The 18495-nt window shown below is 39.5% G+C and carries 20 protein-coding genes; 17 read left to right on the forward strand and 3 right to left on the reverse strand.

Annotated elements, in window-relative coordinates:
* Positions 1-25 precede the first annotated feature (25 nt).
* Positions 26-775, reverse strand: coding sequence for an SDR family oxidoreductase (locus tag RM539_RS07470; RefSeq protein WP_311502763.1), 750 nt, complete (start codon positions 773-775; stop codon positions 26-28).
* Positions 776-968: 193 nt separating this feature from the next.
* On the opposite strand from RM539_RS07470, the gene RM539_RS07475 reads away from it, so the two are divergent.
* The 12 genes from RM539_RS07475 (at position 969) to RM539_RS07530 (ending at position 13807) form a co-directional block, all read left to right on the forward strand.
* On the forward strand, positions 969-1745 hold the full coding sequence (locus tag RM539_RS07475) for a DUF4382 domain-containing protein (protein WP_311502764.1): 777 nt from the start codon (positions 969-971) through the stop codon (positions 1743-1745).
* Between the two features lie 146 nt (positions 1746-1891).
* Complete coding sequence (locus RM539_RS07480) at positions 1892-2896, forward strand: AAA family ATPase (protein WP_311502926.1); 1005 nt, start codon at positions 1892-1894, stop codon at positions 2894-2896.
* Between the two features lie 77 nt (positions 2897-2973).
* On the forward strand, positions 2974-3840 hold the full coding sequence (locus RM539_RS07485; protein ID WP_311502765.1) for a DUF58 domain-containing protein: 867 nt from the start codon (positions 2974-2976) through the stop codon (positions 3838-3840).
* 164 nt (positions 3841-4004) lie between these two features.
* Complete coding sequence (locus RM539_RS07490; RefSeq protein ID WP_311502766.1) at positions 4005-5510, forward strand: LPXTG cell wall anchor domain-containing protein; 1506 nt, start codon at positions 4005-4007, stop codon at positions 5508-5510.
* On the forward strand, positions 5510-6514 hold the full coding sequence (locus RM539_RS07495; RefSeq protein WP_311502767.1) for a vWA domain-containing protein: 1005 nt from the start codon (positions 5510-5512) through the stop codon (positions 6512-6514). The genes RM539_RS07490 and RM539_RS07495 overlap by 1 nt, the downstream gene beginning before the upstream one ends.
* A 23-nt stretch (positions 6515-6537) precedes the next feature.
* On the forward strand, positions 6538-7587 hold the full coding sequence (locus RM539_RS07500) for a VWA domain-containing protein (protein ID WP_311502768.1): 1050 nt from the start codon (positions 6538-6540) through the stop codon (positions 7585-7587).
* Position 7588: 1 nt separating this feature from the next.
* A complete protein-coding gene (locus RM539_RS07505; protein WP_311502769.1) occupies positions 7589-8488 on the forward strand; it encodes a tetratricopeptide repeat protein in 900 nt (299 codons plus the stop codon).
* Positions 8489-8538: 50 nt separating this feature from the next.
* Positions 8539-10296, forward strand: a complete 1758-nt coding sequence (locus RM539_RS07510; protein WP_311502770.1) for a BatD family protein — start codon at positions 8539-8541, stop codon at positions 10294-10296.
* 1 nt (position 10297) lies between these two features.
* On the forward strand, positions 10298-11044 hold the full coding sequence (locus tag RM539_RS07515; protein ID WP_311502771.1) for an SH3 domain-containing protein: 747 nt from the start codon (positions 10298-10300) through the stop codon (positions 11042-11044).
* Positions 11045-11124: 80 nt separating this feature from the next.
* Complete coding sequence (locus RM539_RS07520) at positions 11125-11418, forward strand: hypothetical protein (RefSeq protein WP_311502772.1); 294 nt, start codon at positions 11125-11127, stop codon at positions 11416-11418.
* A gap of 163 nt (positions 11419-11581) precedes the next feature.
* A complete protein-coding gene (locus RM539_RS07525) occupies positions 11582-13132 on the forward strand; it encodes a SulP family inorganic anion transporter (protein ID WP_311502773.1) in 1551 nt (516 codons plus the stop codon).
* Between the two features lie 108 nt (positions 13133-13240).
* Positions 13241-13807 (forward strand): carbonic anhydrase, encoded by a 567-nt coding sequence (locus tag RM539_RS07530; RefSeq protein ID WP_311502774.1) that lies wholly within the window; start codon positions 13241-13243, stop codon positions 13805-13807.
* 124 nt (positions 13808-13931) lie between these two features.
* Here RM539_RS07530 and RM539_RS07535 read toward each other — a convergent pair whose 3' ends face one another.
* On the reverse strand, positions 13932-14459 hold the full coding sequence (locus RM539_RS07535; protein ID WP_311502775.1) for a CvpA family protein: 528 nt from the start codon (positions 14457-14459) through the stop codon (positions 13932-13934).
* A gap of 45 nt (positions 14460-14504) precedes the next feature.
* Between RM539_RS07535 and RM539_RS07540 the strand changes: the two genes are divergently transcribed.
* From RM539_RS07540 to RM539_RS07560, 5 genes are all read left to right on the forward strand, one after another.
* Complete coding sequence (locus RM539_RS07540; protein ID WP_311502776.1) at positions 14505-14861, forward strand: hypothetical protein; 357 nt, start codon at positions 14505-14507, stop codon at positions 14859-14861.
* A 3-nt stretch (positions 14862-14864) separates the two neighbouring features.
* Positions 14865-15554: a hypothetical protein gene (locus RM539_RS07545; protein WP_311502777.1), complete on the forward strand. Its 690-nt coding sequence runs from the start codon at positions 14865-14867 to the stop codon at positions 15552-15554.
* A gap of 104 nt (positions 15555-15658) precedes the next feature.
* Complete coding sequence (gene pheS, locus RM539_RS07550) at positions 15659-16678, forward strand: phenylalanine--tRNA ligase subunit alpha (protein ID WP_311502778.1); 1020 nt, start codon at positions 15659-15661, stop codon at positions 16676-16678.
* Between the two features lie 68 nt (positions 16679-16746).
* Entirely contained in the window at positions 16747-16923 is a 177-nt protein-coding gene (locus tag RM539_RS07555; protein ID WP_311502779.1) for a hypothetical protein, read from the forward strand.
* Positions 16920-17315 (forward strand): hypothetical protein, encoded by a 396-nt coding sequence (locus tag RM539_RS07560; RefSeq protein ID WP_311502780.1) that lies wholly within the window; start codon positions 16920-16922, stop codon positions 17313-17315. Before RM539_RS07555 ends, RM539_RS07560 begins: the two co-directional genes overlap by 4 nt.
* A gap of 126 nt (positions 17316-17441) precedes the next feature.
* Here RM539_RS07560 and RM539_RS07565 read toward each other — a convergent pair whose 3' ends face one another.
* Positions 17442-18437, reverse strand: coding sequence for an NAD(P)H-dependent glycerol-3-phosphate dehydrogenase (locus tag RM539_RS07565; protein WP_311502781.1), 996 nt, complete (start codon positions 18435-18437; stop codon positions 17442-17444).
* Positions 18438-18495: the final 58 nt, after the last annotated feature.

Genomic DNA, 18495 nt, shown 5'->3' on the forward strand with positions numbered 1-18495 from the left:
TTTTCCACAGCTTACAGCCTAAAGCTTACTTTTTATCCACAATAGTACTGCTTGCCTGGGCGGTACACATCACTATTAAATCGGCAATATTTACGTGATAAGGCCTGGTGACTACAAACCTGATAATATCTGCAATGTCTTCAGGTTGTAAAGCTTCAAATCCCTGGTATACCTTATTTGCTTTCTCTTTATCCCCTTTAAATCTTACTTCGCTGAATTCTGTTTCTACCAGGCCGGGATTTATCGCTCCTACACGAATTCCTGTGCCGTTTAAATCAATACGCATTCCCTGGTTTATAGCATCTACGGCATGTTTGCTGGCACAATACACATTTCCATTGGGATAAACCTCTTTCCCGGCCGTAGAGCCAATATTTATAATATGTCCGCTTCCTCTTTTAGTCATTTGCGGAATAATGGCTTTGGAAACGTAAAGTAAACCTTTTACATTAATATCTATCATCGCGTCCCAATCCTCTGTGCTAGCCTCCTGAATGGGATCCATGCCATGTGCATTTCCGGCATTGTTAATCAGGATGTTGATATTTTTGAAATCTTCAGGTAAATTTTCAAGATTATTGAATACTTCTTCTTTATTTCTTACATCAAAAGTAAGCAGGTGAATTTTCACCTTCTCTCCCAGTTCAGACTTTAGTTCTTCCAGCTTTTCTTTTCTTCTTCCGCAGAGAATCAGGTTAAATCCTTCTTCCGCAAAAATTCTGGCGGTTGCTTTTCCTATTCCACTTGATGCTCCGGTAATAAGTGCATTTGTCATATTTGCTTTTTGGTGTAATGTAACAAAGTAATTCCTTGCTTTGGGCAGCAATTTATTAATAGCGGGTTAATGCATGTTAAATTTCGTTAATCTTCCGGCTTTGACAAAATGGAAAATCGCTTCTGCCGTTATCCTGCAAAACATTAAATATAAAAGTATGACTCTAACAAATTTCAAATTGAAAAGCTTTTTAATGCTGAGCTTAATAGCATTTACTATGTTTAGTTGTAGTGATGATGATAGCGGTTCCAATGAAGAGGAAGGAACAGCTCAGGTCACTGTTCGTATGACTGATGCTCCCGGCGATTATGATGGTGTCCTCATAGATGTGGAGGATGTAATGATTAGAACCGATATGGACGGGGCAGAAGATGAAGGCTGGGAGAGTATTGGAGAAGTGGAAACGGGGGTTTACGATTTGCTGGAATTAACCGGTGGAGTTTCCCAGCTTCTAGCCGATGTTGAACTTCCGGCAGGTTATCTTGGCCAAATGAGGTTGATTCTTGGTAACGACAATTCTATTGTTGTAAATGGAGAATCTTATGCTATGGCCACTCCAAGTGCACAACAATCTGGATTAAAGTTGAATGTGAACCAGGACCTGGAAGCGGGTGAGCAGTATTCTTTTTTACTTGATTTTGATGTTGAAGAATCTGTGGTGCAACAGGGTAATGGTGGTTACAGCCTTAAACCGGTAATAAGGTTTTCTGCGGAAGAGGGAGCAAGTACCATTGAAGGTGAAGTACATCCTTCAGACTTCAGGAGTTTGGTGAAGGCTCAAAATGCTTCTAATACGATTTCGGCTTATACTGATGCTAACGGGAATTTCACCCTGCATGGGGTTCCGGCCGGAACATATAAAGTTACTATTACACCAGATGTGGCATCAAATTTGCCAACTATCGAAGAAAATAACGTGGTAGTTGAAGCCGGCAGTTCGGTTAATCTGGATACTATTTTTCTGGAATAAGTTCAGATTTTTATAACATCTTAAGAGCGGCTTCACTGGGCCGCTCTTTTATTTTAACCTAATATTAACAAATTAGATTTAATTAATTTTCCATTTGCGACGTTAATTCGTTAAGTGTATATTCACGCGTTAAATAATTATAAGTGATGATAGAAAACGATTCTTCGGTAGATATTGCCAGCCTGAATGAACAAATAGAGAGGGAAAGTGCATTTGTAGATGTACTTACTTCAGAAATGAATAAAGTAATTGTAGGCCAGAAGCACATGGTGGAGCGCCTGCTGATTGGTCTTCTCGGGCAGGGGCATATTCTTTTGGAAGGAGTGCCGGGACTTGCTAAAACCCTTGCTATTAATACACTTTCGCAGGCAGTACATGGCAGTTTTAGCAGGGTGCAGTTTACACCAGATCTTTTACCGGCAGATGTTGTGGGAACTCTTATTTATAATATGAAGCTGAATGACTTCAGCATTAAGAAAGGCCCCATATTTGCCAATTTTGTGCTTGCAGATGAGATAAACCGTGCTCCCGCCAAAGTGCAATCGGCTTTACTGGAAGCCATGCAGGAGAAACAGGTGACTATTGGAGATGAAACTTTTATTCTAGACCGCCCGTTCCTGGTAATGGCAACGCAAAATCCCGTGGAACAGGAAGGAACTTATCCTTTGCCTGAAGCCCAGGTGGACCGTTTTATGCTGAAAACCGTTATTAAGTATCCGCAGATGAATGAGGAACAGCTTATTGTTCGGGCAAACCTTAAAGGTGCATTTGAAAAGGTGAACCCCGTGGTAAGCCTTGAACAAATTACCCGCGCCCAAAAAGCCGTTCGTGAAGTTTATATGGATGAAAAGATTGAAAAATATATCCTGGATATCATCTTTGCCACTCGTACTCCTGAAAAATATAAACTTGAAGATATCAAGCCGCTAATCAGTTTTGGGGCTTCTCCAAGGGGTAGTATTAATCTGGCTACAGCAGCTAAATGTTATGCTTTTATCAAACGCCGTGGCTATGTGATTCCAGAAGACGTAAGGGCAGTGGTCCATGATGTATTGCGACACAGGATTGGAATAACCTATGAGGCTGAGGCTGAAAATATTACTTCTGAAGACCTGGTGAGCAAAATCGTTAATGAAATAGAAGTGCCGTAGCAATTAACAATTATTAGTTAATAATGATCAATGGGATTTTTAGTAATTGATTATTGTCAAATTGTTTATTGAAACACATGGATACTAAAGAGCTCCTTAAGAAAGTACGAAAAATAGAGATTAAAACCCGCCGGCTGAGCGATCACATGTTTGGCGGGGAATATCATTCTACCTTTAAAGGTCGCGGGATGACTTTTAGCGAGGTGCGGCAGTACCAGTTTGGGGACGATGTTCGTAATATAGACTGGAATGTTACCGCGCGTTACAGCGAACCTTTTGTTAAGGTTTTTGAGGAGGAACGGGAACTCACCATGATGTTGATGGTGGATGTTTCTGCTTCAGAAATGTTTGGTACGCACAACCAGTTTAAAAAAGACGTGATTACAGAAATTGCCGCAACCCTGGCTTTTTCTGCTACCCAGAATAATGATAAGATTGGTCTTATGTTATTTACCGATAAGATCGAATTGTATATTCCGCCTAAAAAAGGCCGTTCTCACGTATTGCGGATTATTAGGGAACTACTGGAATTTCAACCTTCAGGAAAAAGAACTGATATTACCGGCGCCCTTAAATACCTCTCCAACGTGATGAAAAAGAAAGCTATTGTTTTTGTTCTATCAGATTTTGTGGCTGAAGATTACCAGCATACATTAAAAATTGCTGCAGGCAGGCACGATGTTACAGGGATCAGGATTTACGACCGGCACGAAGAACAAATTCCCAATCTTGGTTTGGTACAAATGTTGGATGAGGAATCCGGCGAAAGTATTACTGTAAATACCGGTTCAAAATCTGTTAGGAACAGCTATGCCGAACATTACAGGAACAGAGTAGCTTATTTTCAGGAAAGTTTTACGCTAAGCGGTGCCGGGACAATAGAAAACCGGCTGGACGAAAGTTATGTAAAAAAACTACTGGGTTACTTTAAGAGAAGAGCATAATCAATATGATAAAAGAAAATTCATATTCTAAAAACAAAACTGCATTGCATATCCTGAACAATAAAAGAAGGTGTAACCATATTTTCTTTTATTTCTTCCTTCTTTTTACAAGTTTCGTTTTCGCACAACAGCCTCAGGTAACTGCCGAAATAGATTCCTCAATTATGAAAATTGGGGAACAAATAAAGTACAGCATTTCAGTAGAAACTGATTCTACAGACCTGGTGGTTTTTCCTGAAGGCAATACTTTTTTACCTCTGGAAGTGGTGGAATCTATAACAACCGATACCTCCCGTATACAGGATAGGTTCAGGCTTTTAAAGGAATATTCGCTAACCCAGTTTGACTCCGGTTCCTATACCATTCCGCAGCAAAGGGTGATTATAAGCGACCGCGAATTTTTAACAGATTCTATGCTGGTGAAAGTAGCCAGTGTGGTGGTGGATACCACAAAACAAAAAATGTATCCTATAAAGCCTTCAGTAGAAGCGCCTTCTACGTTTTCCATTCCTAACTGGATCTGGTGGACATTGCTGGGATTGGTTATTTTGGCTTTGTTATTTTTCTTATTCAGAAAAAAGAGAAAAGAAGCCCGCGAAAGGGAATTACCCCCTTATGAGCAGGCTATGCTGGAACTGGAGAAGCTGGATCAATCTCACCTGCTGGAGCAAAGGGAAGTAAAAGAATATTATTCCCAGCTTACTTTTTCAATACGGAAATATTTAGACCGTAAGGTATATGACCGTGCTCTTGAAAGCACCACCAGTGAACTTGTGGCCTACCTTGAATTGCAGAGGGAAAGTGGCAATCTTAAAATTGACCGGAAAACCATTGATGATTTAAAGCGAATCCTGCAACGTGCCGATTTAGCCAAATTTGCCAATTCCCGTCCTGATGTGATTACTGCTAAAGAAGATCGTTCCAACGTTAAATATATAGTTGATGACGTAAAAACTTCAATTCCTGAACCTACTGAGGAAGAATTGATGCGGGATGAAATGTACCGCCAGGCAAAGCTGAAGCAGCGCAAGAAAAAGCGTATTATAATTGGTATGATAATAGGCGCTTTTGCGTTAGTGGTAGCAGCGGGTGCACTTGTTGCAACCAAAGGCTTTACCTATGTAAAAGATACATACCTGGGCCACCCCACCAAAGAACTGCTGGAAGGGGAGTGGATTAGAAGTGAATACGGCAATCCACCGGTAGCCATTACCACGCCTGAAGTTTTAAAAAGAGGAGAAATAGAATTACCACAGGAAGCGCAACAAATGCTGGTAGGCAATGAAACTTTTTTATATGGCAGCCTTATTGGTAATTTTTACACTACAGTAAGTACAGTACAATTTAATCAGCAGGTGGAGTTTAACCTGGAAACTGCTGTAGATGGTATTTATACTTACCTGGAAAGTCAGGGGGCGCAAAACATTATTATGAAACGCGAAGAGTTTACCACTCTAAATGGCGCAGAAGGAATAAGGGCCTTTGGAACTTTGGAAATTGAAAATCCCGTAACCGGGGAGCTTACCCAAAATAAATATGAAATCCTGAACTTTGCTGAAAACGGTGGCTATCAGCAAATCACCGTAATATATGATGTAGAGGATGTTTATGCCGAAGAAATCGCGCAACGCCTTATAGATTCGGTAGAACTCACAAATCTGAACGACTGATGTTTACAAATTTCACCTTTGAAAATCCACAGTTTTTCTGGCTGTTCCTGCTTCTCCCCATAGCTATCGCCTGGTATTTCTGGAAGCGGAACAAACAGACGGCAGAATTGCGTATTTCCACCATAAAAGGTTTTAAAGCCAAAAAAAGTTTACTGGCACAGCTTAAACCAGTACTTTTTATATTGAGGTTACTGGTGCTGGCTTTAATTATTACTGCCATGGCAAGGCCACGAACCGTAGACGTTTCTACAAGAACAAGCAGTACGCAGGGGATAGACATTGTAATGGCTATAGATGTTTCGGCCAGTATGCTGGCACGTGATTTACAACCCAATCGTTTGGATGCCCTAAAAGACGTGGCCCAGGAATTTGTAAAAGGCAGGCCTTCAGACAGGATTGGAGTGGTTGTTTATGCCGGGGAGAGTTTTACCAAAACGCCCATTACCAGTGATGAAGAGATTGTGCTGAGCGCCCTTCAGGATATAGAATATAACGATTTGCTGCAAAACGGTACCGCAATTGGTTCCGGCCTGGCTACTGCCGTAAACAGGCTGAAAGACAGTGAGGCAAAAAGTAAAGTTATTATCCTGCTCACAGACGGAGTGAACAATTCAGGGTTTATAGATCCTAAGATTGCCAGTGAGCTGGCGGTGGAATTCGGGATAAAGGTTTACACCATTGGCGTGGGAAGCAACGGCAATGCCTTGTCTCCCGTTGCTATCTTGCCTAACGGAAGGTTTCAGTACGGGATGAGCAAGGTTGAAATTGATGAGGCGCTGCTAAAGCAAATTGCCAATGAGACCGGCGGACAATATTTCCGTGCGACCAATAATGAAAAACTGGAAGAAATTTATGCTGAAATTGATGCTTTGGAAAAAACCGATATTGAAGAATTCCGTTATTATAATTATGATGAAAAATTCCGCCCGTTAATCTTACTGGCAGGAGGTTTGCTGTTGTTCGAAATATTGCTGAGGTACACTATATTCAGAAGTTTTATATAATGTGTTTAAATTAGAAGTTAAGAATGTACGTTTTAGAAGAGAAAATATATTTTTGGTTGTTACTGGCACTTCCTGTGGTGGTACTGCTGTTCCTTTTTCTGTTATTCTGGAAAAAGCGTACACAGAAGAAATTTGCCAATTCAGATTTACTCAAGTATCTCTCCCCAAACCGTTCCACTTTTAAGCCTGTTTTAAAGCTGATTATAATTCTACTGGCTATTTCCAGCCTTGTAGTGGCATTGGTAAACCCCAAAATTGGTACAAAAATGGAAACAGTGAAGCGCGAAGGGGTGGATATTGTTTTTGCCATAGATGTTTCTAAAAGTATGGAGGCCGAAGATATTGCCCCCAGCAGGCTTGAAAAATCCAAGCAGCTGGTAACGCAAATTCTGAATAATCTTGGAAGTGACCGCGTGGGAATTATAGCCTATGCCGGGAGTGCTTTCCCACAGCTGCCGATTACCACAGATTATGCCGCGGCAAAAATGTTCCTTCAGTCGCTTAATACCGATATGATTTCTTCCCAGGGTACGGCCATTAGCGATGCCTTAGAGTTGGCCACAACCTATTATGATAATGAAGACCAGACTAACAGGGTATTGTTCATCATCAGTGACGGGGAAGACCATGAAGGAAATATAGAAGGTATTGCTGAAGAAGCGGCCGAGGCAGGGATTAAAATTATAACCATAGGGGTTGGGACTGAAAAAGGCGGGCCTATTCCTATAAAGAGAAACGGAATTATTCAGAATTATAAGAAAGACAATGCCGGGGAAACTGTAATTACCAAACTGAATCCCGAAACCCTTCAGCAAATTGCTTCAGAAGCAAACGGAGAATATATCCCGGGAAATATTACTGCTGAAGTGACAGATGAGGTGCAGGAGGTTCTTCAGAATATTGAAAAGACAGAATTTGAGGCCAAACAATTTGCCGATTTTGAGTCTCATTTTCAATGGTTTTTAGGTTTAGGGCTGCTCCTGTTATTTTTGGATTTATTTTTGCTGGAACGTAGTACAGCATGGATTAAAAAGTTGAACCTTTTTAACGAAAGAAAGAAAAAGGAGGATTAAGATGATGAAGACAAACAATTTCAAAAATATAGCGGCTTTAATGGTGATAGTAGCCATTTTAGCATTCACTAAAATTTCAGCTCAGGAAAATCCTGAGAAGATTCGGCGGGAGGTAAACAAATACATTCGCGAAGCCGAAGACGCAATGTCTGAAAATGATTTTGCTTCCGCAGAAGCTTCATATCGCAAAGCTATTGCCAAAGATCCCGGCAATACGGCCGCAAAATATAATATGGGAAACCTGTATTATAACAGGGAGAAAGCACCACAGGCCGAAAGCCGCTTAAAACAGGCTAACGAAATTTCAGGAAGCAAAGAGGAGAGGCACCGTATTAATCACAATCTCGGGAACTCTTATATGAAGCAGAAAAAATACAAGGAAGCGGTTGAAGCTTATAAAAATGCCTTAAGAAATAATCCTTCCGATGAAGAAACGCGTTACAATCTTGCTTTAGCTAAAAAAATGCTGGAAGAACAACAGAAAAACCAGGACCAGAACAAGGATCAAAATAAGGATAATAAGGACCAGGATAAAGATCAAAACAAAGACCAGAACCAGGATAAGAAAAACCAGGATGGTGAAGGTGGAGACGATAAGCAGAATAAGGATAATAAGCCTAAGGACGAAGGAGAGAATAAAGACGAGCAAAATAAAGATAAGGGCGATCAGGACGAGAAAAAGGACCAGAACCAGGATAAAAAAGACCAGCAGGATAAGGGTGATGAAGGAGAGGAGCAAAAAGAGCAGCCACAACAACCCCAACCTGCCCAGGGGCAATTATCTCCTCAGCAAATAAAGAGCCTTTTGGAAGCGATGAACAATGAGGAGAAGAAGGTGCAGGATAAAATAAATGCTGAAAAGGCCAAAGGTGTAAAGGTAAGGTCTGAAAAAGACTGGTAGGGAAATATTAAAATTTAGATATCCGAAAAATCTGAATAAGAAGACAGAAAATGAAGTTGAAATTAATATTACTGAGCTTTTTAATAATTTCGGCCGGATTGCTGCAGGCCCAGGTACAGTTTGAGGCGAGCGTTAGCAAAAAAAAGCTGGGAATAAATGAGCGTCTTCGGGTTGATTTTGAAATGAACCAGGATGGAGACAATTTTCGTCCACCGTCGTTTAACGGCTGGAGAGTAATTGGAGGCCCTAACCAATCGGTAAGCCGAAGCATTTTTAATGGTAAAAGTAGTTATTCCAAAACCTATACCTATTTTCTTCAACCGGAATCCCGTGGAAAACTAAGCATAGGCCAGGCAGAAATTGAAATAGATGATAAGATCTACAAAACTTCCCCGGTTGATATTGAAGTGACTGCGGCGGTGGAAGAATCGGAAGCAGGTTCTAACACCGATATTGTTGCTTCTGAAAACCTGCATTTGGTGGCAGAAGTATCCAAAGCCAATCCTTATTTAAATGAAGCTATAACAGTGGTTTATAAACTATACGTAAGCCCGAGTATAAGTGTGAGCAACTGGAGGGAAATAGATAATCCTAAATTTACTGATTTCTGGAGCCAGAGTATTGATATTCGCCAGCTTCGGGTTGAAAATGGTGAATATCAGGGTCAGCCTTACCGTTACGTGGTGCTAAGAAAAACCATCCTTTATCCGCAGAAAACAGGGGAATTGGAAATTGAACCTTTGGCGCTATCGGTTTCTGTAGATGTTCCCAGTGAGCGCAGGGATATTTTTGGAAGCCGGATTTATAGGACGGTAGAAAAAACCGTTGCAGCAGGCAGCAGGACCATAAATGTAAAGCCCCTGCCGCAAGAAGGGAAACCGGCAGATTTTTCCGGTGCGGTTGGAAATTTTGATTTTGAAGTTACCACCAGCAAAAAAAATCTGGATGCTTCAGAATCTTTCCAGGCTACCGTAGAGGTTAGTGGGAACGGAAATTTAAAACTTTTTAACCTTCCGGTTTTAACTGTGCCTCCTTCTCTTGAAAAGTACGAGCCGGAACATTCGCAAAATGTAAATACCACCCTTAACGGTATGCAGGGGAGTATATTAGACAATTACACCATTGTTCCTACCAGAAAAGGGAAATATCCCATTCCGGCCCTGAGTTTTTCTTATTTTGATTTGAATAGTGAAACCTATAAAACCCTTACTTCAGAAGAAATCCTGATTGATGTTGAAAACGGTCCTGCTGCAGGTGCTGTTGCCACCACACCGGGAGCTGCTGCAAGACAGCCGGTAGCCAGTGCAGAGCAGTTTCGCTATATTAAACTGGACAGCGATCTAAAACCTATTCAGCAACAGCAGTTTTTCAAATCGGTGCCGTTTTGGAGCCTTGTTTGTCTTCCTTTTGTTATCATTCCCGTAGCGATCCTCTTCGGAAAAAAACGGGAAGAAAGAGCTAATGATATTACGGGAAACCGCAGGAAAAAGGCAGACAGGCTGGCGAGGAAATACCTTTCAGAAGCAAAAAAGAATCTTGGAGAACAGGCGGCATTCTATGTGGCGCTGGAGAAAGCCATGCACAATTACCTGAAGGCAAAGCTGCATATCCAAACCAGTGAAATGAGCAAGGACCGGATTAGTGAAATTCTTGCTGAAAAAGGGGTGGATGAGGTTACCATTAAGGAGTTTCTAAGCCTGCTGGAAAGTTGTGAATTTGCCCGTTACACCCCGGCATCAACCGTAACTATGGAACAGGATTACGAGAAAGCCGTTAATGTAATTTCAACCTTAGATAAACAGTTGTAAAATGAAAAGAATTATATATCTCCTATTATTTCTTTCAGCATCTCTGTTTGCACAAAATGAGGCGCTGTTTCAAGAGGCCAATGAAGCTTATTCCGCAGGAAATTATGAGGAAGCTATCACAAAATATGATCAGATTCTTGAGTCGGGTGAAGCTTCTGCCGCTTTGTATTATAATCTCGGAAATGCCCATTATAAGCTCAACAATGTAGCGGAGAGTATTTATAATTTTGAAAAAGCATTGTTGCGGGATCCCGGTGACGAAGATATTAGGAATAATATTGAATTTGCCCGCAATATGGCTATAGACGATATACAGGAGGTGGAGCAAACCGGTTTCAGCCAGAGCATGGATAATCTTATTTCTACATTCACGGCAAATTCCTGGGCCATAATAGCCATTATTTGCTGTGCTTTATTTGCGGCTTTCTTTCTTGCCTATTACTATATCCAGAAGCCGCTTGTGAAGAGGATTTTCTTTGGGATTTCCATCTTGATGGTTTTTTGCGGATTCCTTAGTATCTACTTTGCCTATTCTCAGGAAGAAATTATGGAAAACAACCAGTTCGCTATTGTTTTTAGTGAAGAGGCCCAGGTAAGAAATGAACCTTCTCTAAGAGGAGACGGAGCTTTTTTATTACACGAAGGCACCAAAGCCCGGGTGATTGAAGATTACCAGGAATGGGTAAAAATTGAATTGGCCAATGGAAACCAGGGTTGGATCAATAAGAAGAGTATCAGGAAATTATAAATAAATTTAATAACGATTTTATTTTTAAAGAATCGTTATGAAGCTTGATGTTGACGTAAATTATTCTACTTTTGTAAATCTTGAAAAAGCTCGTATACATATTATCTTTTATCTTTTTGGCGTTTATTGCAACGCCAACCCTGGTGGTATGCATAGATAATTCTGTGGATGTGTCGGCCGCTTTTAATGTAAATGAAGAAGAAAGTTCTTCCAATTATAATTTCTTCGAAATTCACTTTGAAGAAACTAATCATCGCTCCAATTATGATAGTATTCATTTTCTGCAGGAGCAAAAAATTGTAGATCATTATTTTGATCAGGATTATCACAATGTATTTTTAGATGTAATCTCACCACCTCCAAAAGAAGCATAATATTCTACTATTTACCGGAATTGCCTTATCTGCGTCATTAGAAAAGAATGGCATGGAAAGCTATAGTTTGTTTTTTTAAACTGGCAAATTCCCTTTTTTCTAATTTTTATTTTTAACATCAAAGCAGGTTTAAAAGAACCTCTGCTTTTAATTCGTAGATATTATGTTTAAGAATCTTAATAAAGATTTGCCCGCCAGTATTGTTGTATTCTTTGTCGCCATCCCGCTTTGTCTGGGGATTGCACTTGCGAGTGGGGCTCCCCTGTTTTCCGGATTAATTGCCGGTATCATTGGTGGTATTGTTGTGGGGGGTATTAGTGGCTCCAGTCTTGGAGTTAGCGGGCCTGCAGCCGGGCTTGCAGCAATTGTACTTGCAGCAATTACCGATATAGGATATGAAAATTTGCTGTTGGCCGTGGTTATTGGGGGAATTATTCAAATTGGATTTGGTGTTTTAAAAGCAGGAATCATTGGTTACTACTTTCCTTCATCAGTTATTAAGGGGATGTTAACCGGGATCGGGATAATTATTATCCTGAAGCAAATTCCACACTTTTTTGGATATGACGGTAACATTGGAGACATTTATTCCTTAGAAGGAATTTGGACCGCTTTCAGGAGTATAAGTCCGGGAGAAACATTAATTGCGATCGTAAGTCTCGCAATCTTAATCTTATGGGATACTGTTTTAACTAAAAAAGCAAAAATCTTCCGGCTGGTACAGGGGCCATTAGTGGCTGTGGTGGTAGGAATGTTGTTTTATTTGTTTACTGCGGACTCTTCAGTACTGGCTATTTCTCCGGAGCATTCGGTAAATGTACCTGTCCCTGATAGCTTTGATTCCTTTATAGGGCAATTTACAATTCCCTCCTTTGAAATGATTGGAACCGTACAAATTTGGATTACCGGATTTACCATAGCACTGGTAGCAAGTCTTGAAACTCTTTTATGCGTTGAAGCTACAGATAAACTGGATCCGCATAAGCGAACTACGCCTACCAACAGGGAACTTTTTGCTCAGGGTAGCGGTAATATACTTTCAGGTTTAATTGGTGGTCTTCCAATTACTCAGGTAATTGTAAGAAGTTCTGCGAATATTCAATCTGGCGGGCAAACCAAGATGTCTGCAATTATTCATGGATTCTTACTGCTTATTTCAGTAATTGTTATACCTAACATACTGAACTATATACCACTTTCGGTACTTGCCGCAATTCTGTTTATTGTTGGTTATAAACTCGCTAAACCTGCTTTGTTTATAAAGATGTATAAGGCCGGGTGGAAGCAATTTGTTCCTTTTATTATAACTATTTTGGGAATTGTGTTTGGCGATTTGCTAATAGGTATCAGCTTAGGTTTAGCCGTTGGTATAGTAGTAATTCTTATTAAATCTTACCAGAATTCGTATTTTCTTCATATTGAACATCAGGATAACGGGAACAAAACCGTAAAGATGACATTAGCTGAAGAGGTTACGTTTATCAATAAAGGTGCTATTATTAAAGAATTAAATAACCTTGAAGAAAATTCGGTTTTAATTTTAGATGTTACCAAAACCACATATCTGGATAGTGATATTATTGAAATTCTTGATGATTTCAGAATTAAAGCAGCTGAGAAAAATATAACTATAAAAATAATCTCAGAAAGAGGTGAAGTGGAGAATCCTGATAGTTACCAGGATTTTTTTGCCTTAAAAAAGAAAACGGCATAAATAGTAGTTCAATTTTATAAAATCTAATTTTGAACAATAGAAGTGAATCAAGCATAATTGTTGTGAATTAGTGAAAAAGAAGAAAATTGAATAATTAAGAAATATATTATGACAAAAGACGAAGTATTAAATAGGTTAAAAAAAGGTAATGAACGTTTCACTGCCGATAATAAAGAAGGTAAATTACAGGATAAATCCCGAAGGGAGGAGTTAACCAAAGGGCAATCGCCATACGCCATTGTTTTAAGCTGTGCCGATAGCCGGGTTGTGCCCGAGCTTGCTTTTGATAGCGGCCTGGGAGAACTATTTACCGTGCGGGTAGCTGGAAATGTGGCTAATAGTTCCTCCATTGCAAGTATGGAATATGCAGTGGCACATTTAAATACCGAAATTATAGTAGTAATGGGTCACGAAAGTTGTGGAGCTGTAACTGCCGCTTTGAGCGGAGGAGATAACGGGTATAATTTAAACCATCTTCTTTCCCATATTGCTCCGGCCATTTCTGCTTCAGGTAAAGATGCTCCTGTAAATGATGTGGTGAAGAAAAATGCACAATTAACTGCCGAAGAGCTTAAAACCCGTTCTACAATTATAAGGGAAGCTGCGGAAAGTGGGAAGGTAAAAATCGTACCAGCATATTATAATCTGGATTCCGGGAAAGTGGATTTTCTGTAAAATCCGAAATTAATTGAATTTACAAAGGTTGCCTGTAAAGGCAGCCTTTTTTTGTTCGCACTTTACAGGTTTTTTACTTTATACCAGGTAAATCAATCGGTTTGCATCAGTATCTAAATGTAAATTATTCTGTTATGGCATCCAGGTCTTCGATAATATTCCTTTCCCGGGCTTCTCTTAAAATAGAGGGAAGAAGTACAGGAGCAATAACTTCTATAGGCTCATAAAGCCGGGATTCTTCCAGGGTTTCTTGTTCAACAAGATCAATTACTTCATTGGTAGATTTAAAGAACATGATTATTACACTGGTAATAAAGGCTACCTTTAAAAGACCAAAACCTGCCCCCAGCAGTCGGTTCACAATTCCAAGAGCGGCAAAACTGGCAATTTTTGTAAGGATTCTTCCCGCAAGCGAAATCAGAAATACGATGATAAAAAAGGTGATCGCAAACGAAATAAGGTTTACATACTGCATATCCCATTCAACATGTTGCTCCAGGAATCCGCTTAAAATATGTGAAAAATTTATCGCGCCGTAAATCCCCACCACAATGCCAACAAGAGAAGCAACTTCAGCTAAAAGGCCCCTGAAGAAGCCCCGGATGGTTCCGTAGAGCAGGATGAGGGCCAGAATAATGTCTACTATATTCATATTCCAAATATAGTAATTCAGAGCTTAAGATATTATCTTTGCGGCATGGCAAGAGATGAACAATTAAAGGAGCGCTGGGGAGGGCTGCAAAAAAAGCTTTCAAATCAGTTTGCAGACGGAGAATTAATGGATTTGGATGCCATTATTTACATTATTGGAGTGCAGGAGCTGGGGCAAATACACCGCAAGTTTAAAAAGGACCATAAACTTGATTTAATGCATATTGCAATTTGCCGTTTACTGGAGCCGTACGGATATTATGAATTTGATTATTTTGATGATGAGGGCTGGCCCCACTATAAGATAATGGAGCAATTACCGGTGCTTAAGGCAGGGGAGCAGGCAGTGTTAATGAAAGAAGCTATAGTGCAGTATTTTTTGGAAAAAGAGTATATTTCGTAGAAAATGGCTGTGCTTTTTACATTGCTATCCTTTCCTAATGACAGTGGCCCTATTTATCAGGAGACTATTGCGGGAAGATTTCCTGTAGAGCCTTTTAATACGTTTAGTAACCTATTTTTTCTGGTATTTGCGGTTTATTTTGCCAGAAAAGTCTATCCTGATTATAAAAAACAACTTTTCCTGGCATATAGTCTGCCGGTGCTTTTTGTTGGTTTTATTGGGGGTACTATATACCATGCCACCAGAAGCCATGAAATATGGCTTATTATGGACTGGCTTCCTATCTTATTACTTTGCCTGGCCGTAGCGGTTTATTTTATATTTCTCTCCAGCCGGTTGTTATGGCAAAGATTAACTCTGGCCGTAGTTGCACTTCTTTTAGTTTTTGGAGTTCGTTATATACCCTTTGGAAAATTTCAGGTTTCCATGAATTATGTAGGAACGGCTTTAGGTCTGCTGCTGCCAGTTTTTATCTATCTATATAAAACCAGATTCAGGTATTGGGGTACAATAAGCCTGGCGATTTTAAGCTTCAGTATAGCTCTTATTTTTAGAGTGCTGGATAAATTTATGGACAACCTGGAAATGGGTACGCACTGGCTGTGGCATTCTTTTGGCGCTATCTCGGTTTTCTTTCTGATGAGCTATATATTTAAAAATTCCGGTTACGTTGCCAGGTCTTCCCGGGTTTAACAAAGATTATAGTGCAATTGGGATGAAGTCTAATATAGCGCCTTAAAAAACCTTTCAAGCCGCAATTTTTTATAAATTTGTTTTCTGAAAAAGAACTATCTCAAATGATTGATAAGATAAAGGAATACATTGCTGAAGTAGAGGCTTTTCAGGCTGAAACAACGGAGGAAATTGAAGCTTTCCGAATTAAATTTTTGGGAAAGAAAGGTATTTTAAATTCATTTTTTGCAGAATTTAAACAGGTGCCGAATGAGGAGAAAAAAGATTTTGGCCAGGCAATAAATCAGCTAAAAACCGCTGCACAGCATAAGGTTTCCACTTTAAAAGAAAATCTGGAAAACAGGGAAGAGGAAAAAGGAATTTACGGTGACCTTAGCCGTCCTGCAGAACCTGTGCAAATAGGATCCCGCCATCCAATTTCCATTGTAAAGAATCAGATTATTGAGATTTTTTCAAATATTGGGTTTAATGTTTCCGAAGGCCCGGAAATAGAAGATGACTGGCATAATTTCACAGCCCTTAACCTTCCGGAATATCATCCTGCCCGTGATATGCAGGATACATTTTTTATCCAGACCAATCCTGATATCTTGCTACGTACGCATACTTCTTCGGTGCAGGTGAGATATATGGAAAATAATCAGCCACCTATCAGGACCATTTCCCCGGGAAGGGTTTTTAGAAATGAAGCTATTTCTGCCCGTTCCCATTGTATTTTTCACCAGGTGGAAGGACTTTATATTGATAAAGACGTTTCTTTTGCAGATTTAAAGCAAACGCTTTTGTATTTTACAAAGCAACTCTTCGGAAAATCGAAAATAAGGCTCAGGCCTTCTTATTTCCCATTTACCGAGCCAAGTGCTGAAGTTGATATTTACTGGGGCCTTGAGACCGAAACCGACTATAGGATTACCAAAGGTACCGGCTGGCTGGAAATTATGGGCTGCGGGATGGTAGATCCAAATGTCTTAAAAAACTGCGGAATTGATCCTAAGGAATATTCCGGTTTTGCGTTTGGAATGGGAATAGAACGCATTGCAATGTTGTTATACCAGATTGGAGATATAAGAATGTTCTATGAAAATGATGTGCGTTTTCTGGAGCAGTTTAAATCTTCTTTATAAATAGATTATTAATCCATAGTCATAGACAGCCGGAATTAAGCTGAAAAATGACTTGTAATTTTTTAAATATGAAAAAAACAGGTTTTATTATTCTGGCGGTTGTAATCCTTGGGATTATCCTTTATGTGACAATTGTTATTAAAGTAATTGAATTTTTATTTGGAGCAATATTGTTTTTAGTTGCTGCAGTAATTTTATGGATTATATATAACAAGGTAAGGAGTAAAGTAGAAAAGAATTTTTGAAAAAAGATATAGAAATACCTGAAGTTGAAGATGTGCATATTGCTGCTGTGCGGGAATTTAATGAAGAATTCCGTGCAGAAGAATGGAATGTATATCTTATCAATAATCAAATTAAACCAATTGAGATGGTGTTGATCGTTGCCCGGGGAGGAGACAAAAAGAAACAAACCTCGGTAATGCGGCATAAACTGGAAAAATTACCTGCACGGTCATTTGCGAAAATTGAATTTATTCAGGATGAGGTGCTTCAGCTGGATAATGAATATCTGGTTACTTTTTTTGCTGAAAATAAAATGTACGAGAAAAGTTTCAGCTTTAAGAAAAACAGCGTTTCTGAAAAAGCTTTAGACGGGTTGCCGGTTATTCCTAAGAAAGGTGTTCTGGCAGAGTAGTCTTATTAGCAGTTAAAGTGAAATTGGTACTACCTCTTATGTATGCTTTACAAAGCTTCGGAATAAGAAGCTAAAATAGCAGGAGATAGGCCAGGGTGTCGAAAATCCATATTTTAAAGGCTCCTGTTAATCCAGTTTATCTGCTAATTTTTTAAATACTTTCTTCGGATTTTTGCCTTCATACAAAATTGCGTAAACTGCATTTATTATGGGTGTTTTAGCGCGCTTCACCTTATTGATTTTATAAGCGCTTTCAGTAGCGTAATACCCTTCTGCAATCATGCTCATTTCCATTTGTGCACTTTTTACGGTGTAACCCTTGCCAATCATATTGCCAAACATCCTGTTGCGGCTAAAAACAGAGTAGCCTGTAACTAACAGATCGCCCAGATAGGCAGAATCATTAATGTTACGTTTCATTTTATGCACCTTCTTGATGAATTTTTTCATCTCTCTTATGGCGTTGCTCATCAACACACTCTGGAAGTTATCTCCGTAGCCCAGCCCATGGGCAATTCCGGCGGCTATGGCGTAAATATTCTTTAAAACAGCAGCATATTCGGTGCCGGTAACATCATCGGTTATTTTGCAGGTAATATAATCGCTGCCCAAATGATCGGCCAGTATTTTGGCTTTTTTCTCATCGGCGCAGGCAATGGTAAGATAAGAAAGCCGTTCTAAGGCAACTTCTTCAGCATGACAGGGCCCGGTAATCACTCCAATATTATCATAAGGAATATCATAGTACTCTTCAAAATGTTCGCCTACAATAAGGCTGCTTTCCGGAACAATGCCCTTAATAGCTGAAAAAATAATTTTATTATCCAGCGGTACCTTTAAATTATCCAGTTCCCTTTTAAGAAAAGCCGAAGGGATAGCAAAGATCACATAATCAGCTTTTTGTATAGTTTCATTAATATCGTTACTAAGCTGCAGTTTACTTATTTCAAATTCAACAGAACTGAGGTAATTTGGATTATGTTCCTGCTTTTTTAAATGTTCAATAGCATATATACTGCGCATGTACCAGCACACAGTTTCCACATTTTCACATAACATTTTCACAATTGCAGTAGCCCAACTTCCGCCGCCAATTACGGCAAACTTAGGAGATGTATCCATAAAATCATTTTATCTTCTTCAAAAATAAGGAAAATTATAGGGATATTCATTTCCATCT

The sequence above is a fragment of the Autumnicola musiva genome (genome assembly GCF_031846585.1).
Taxonomy (GTDB): domain Bacteria; phylum Bacteroidota; class Bacteroidia; order Flavobacteriales; family Flavobacteriaceae; genus Autumnicola; species Autumnicola musiva.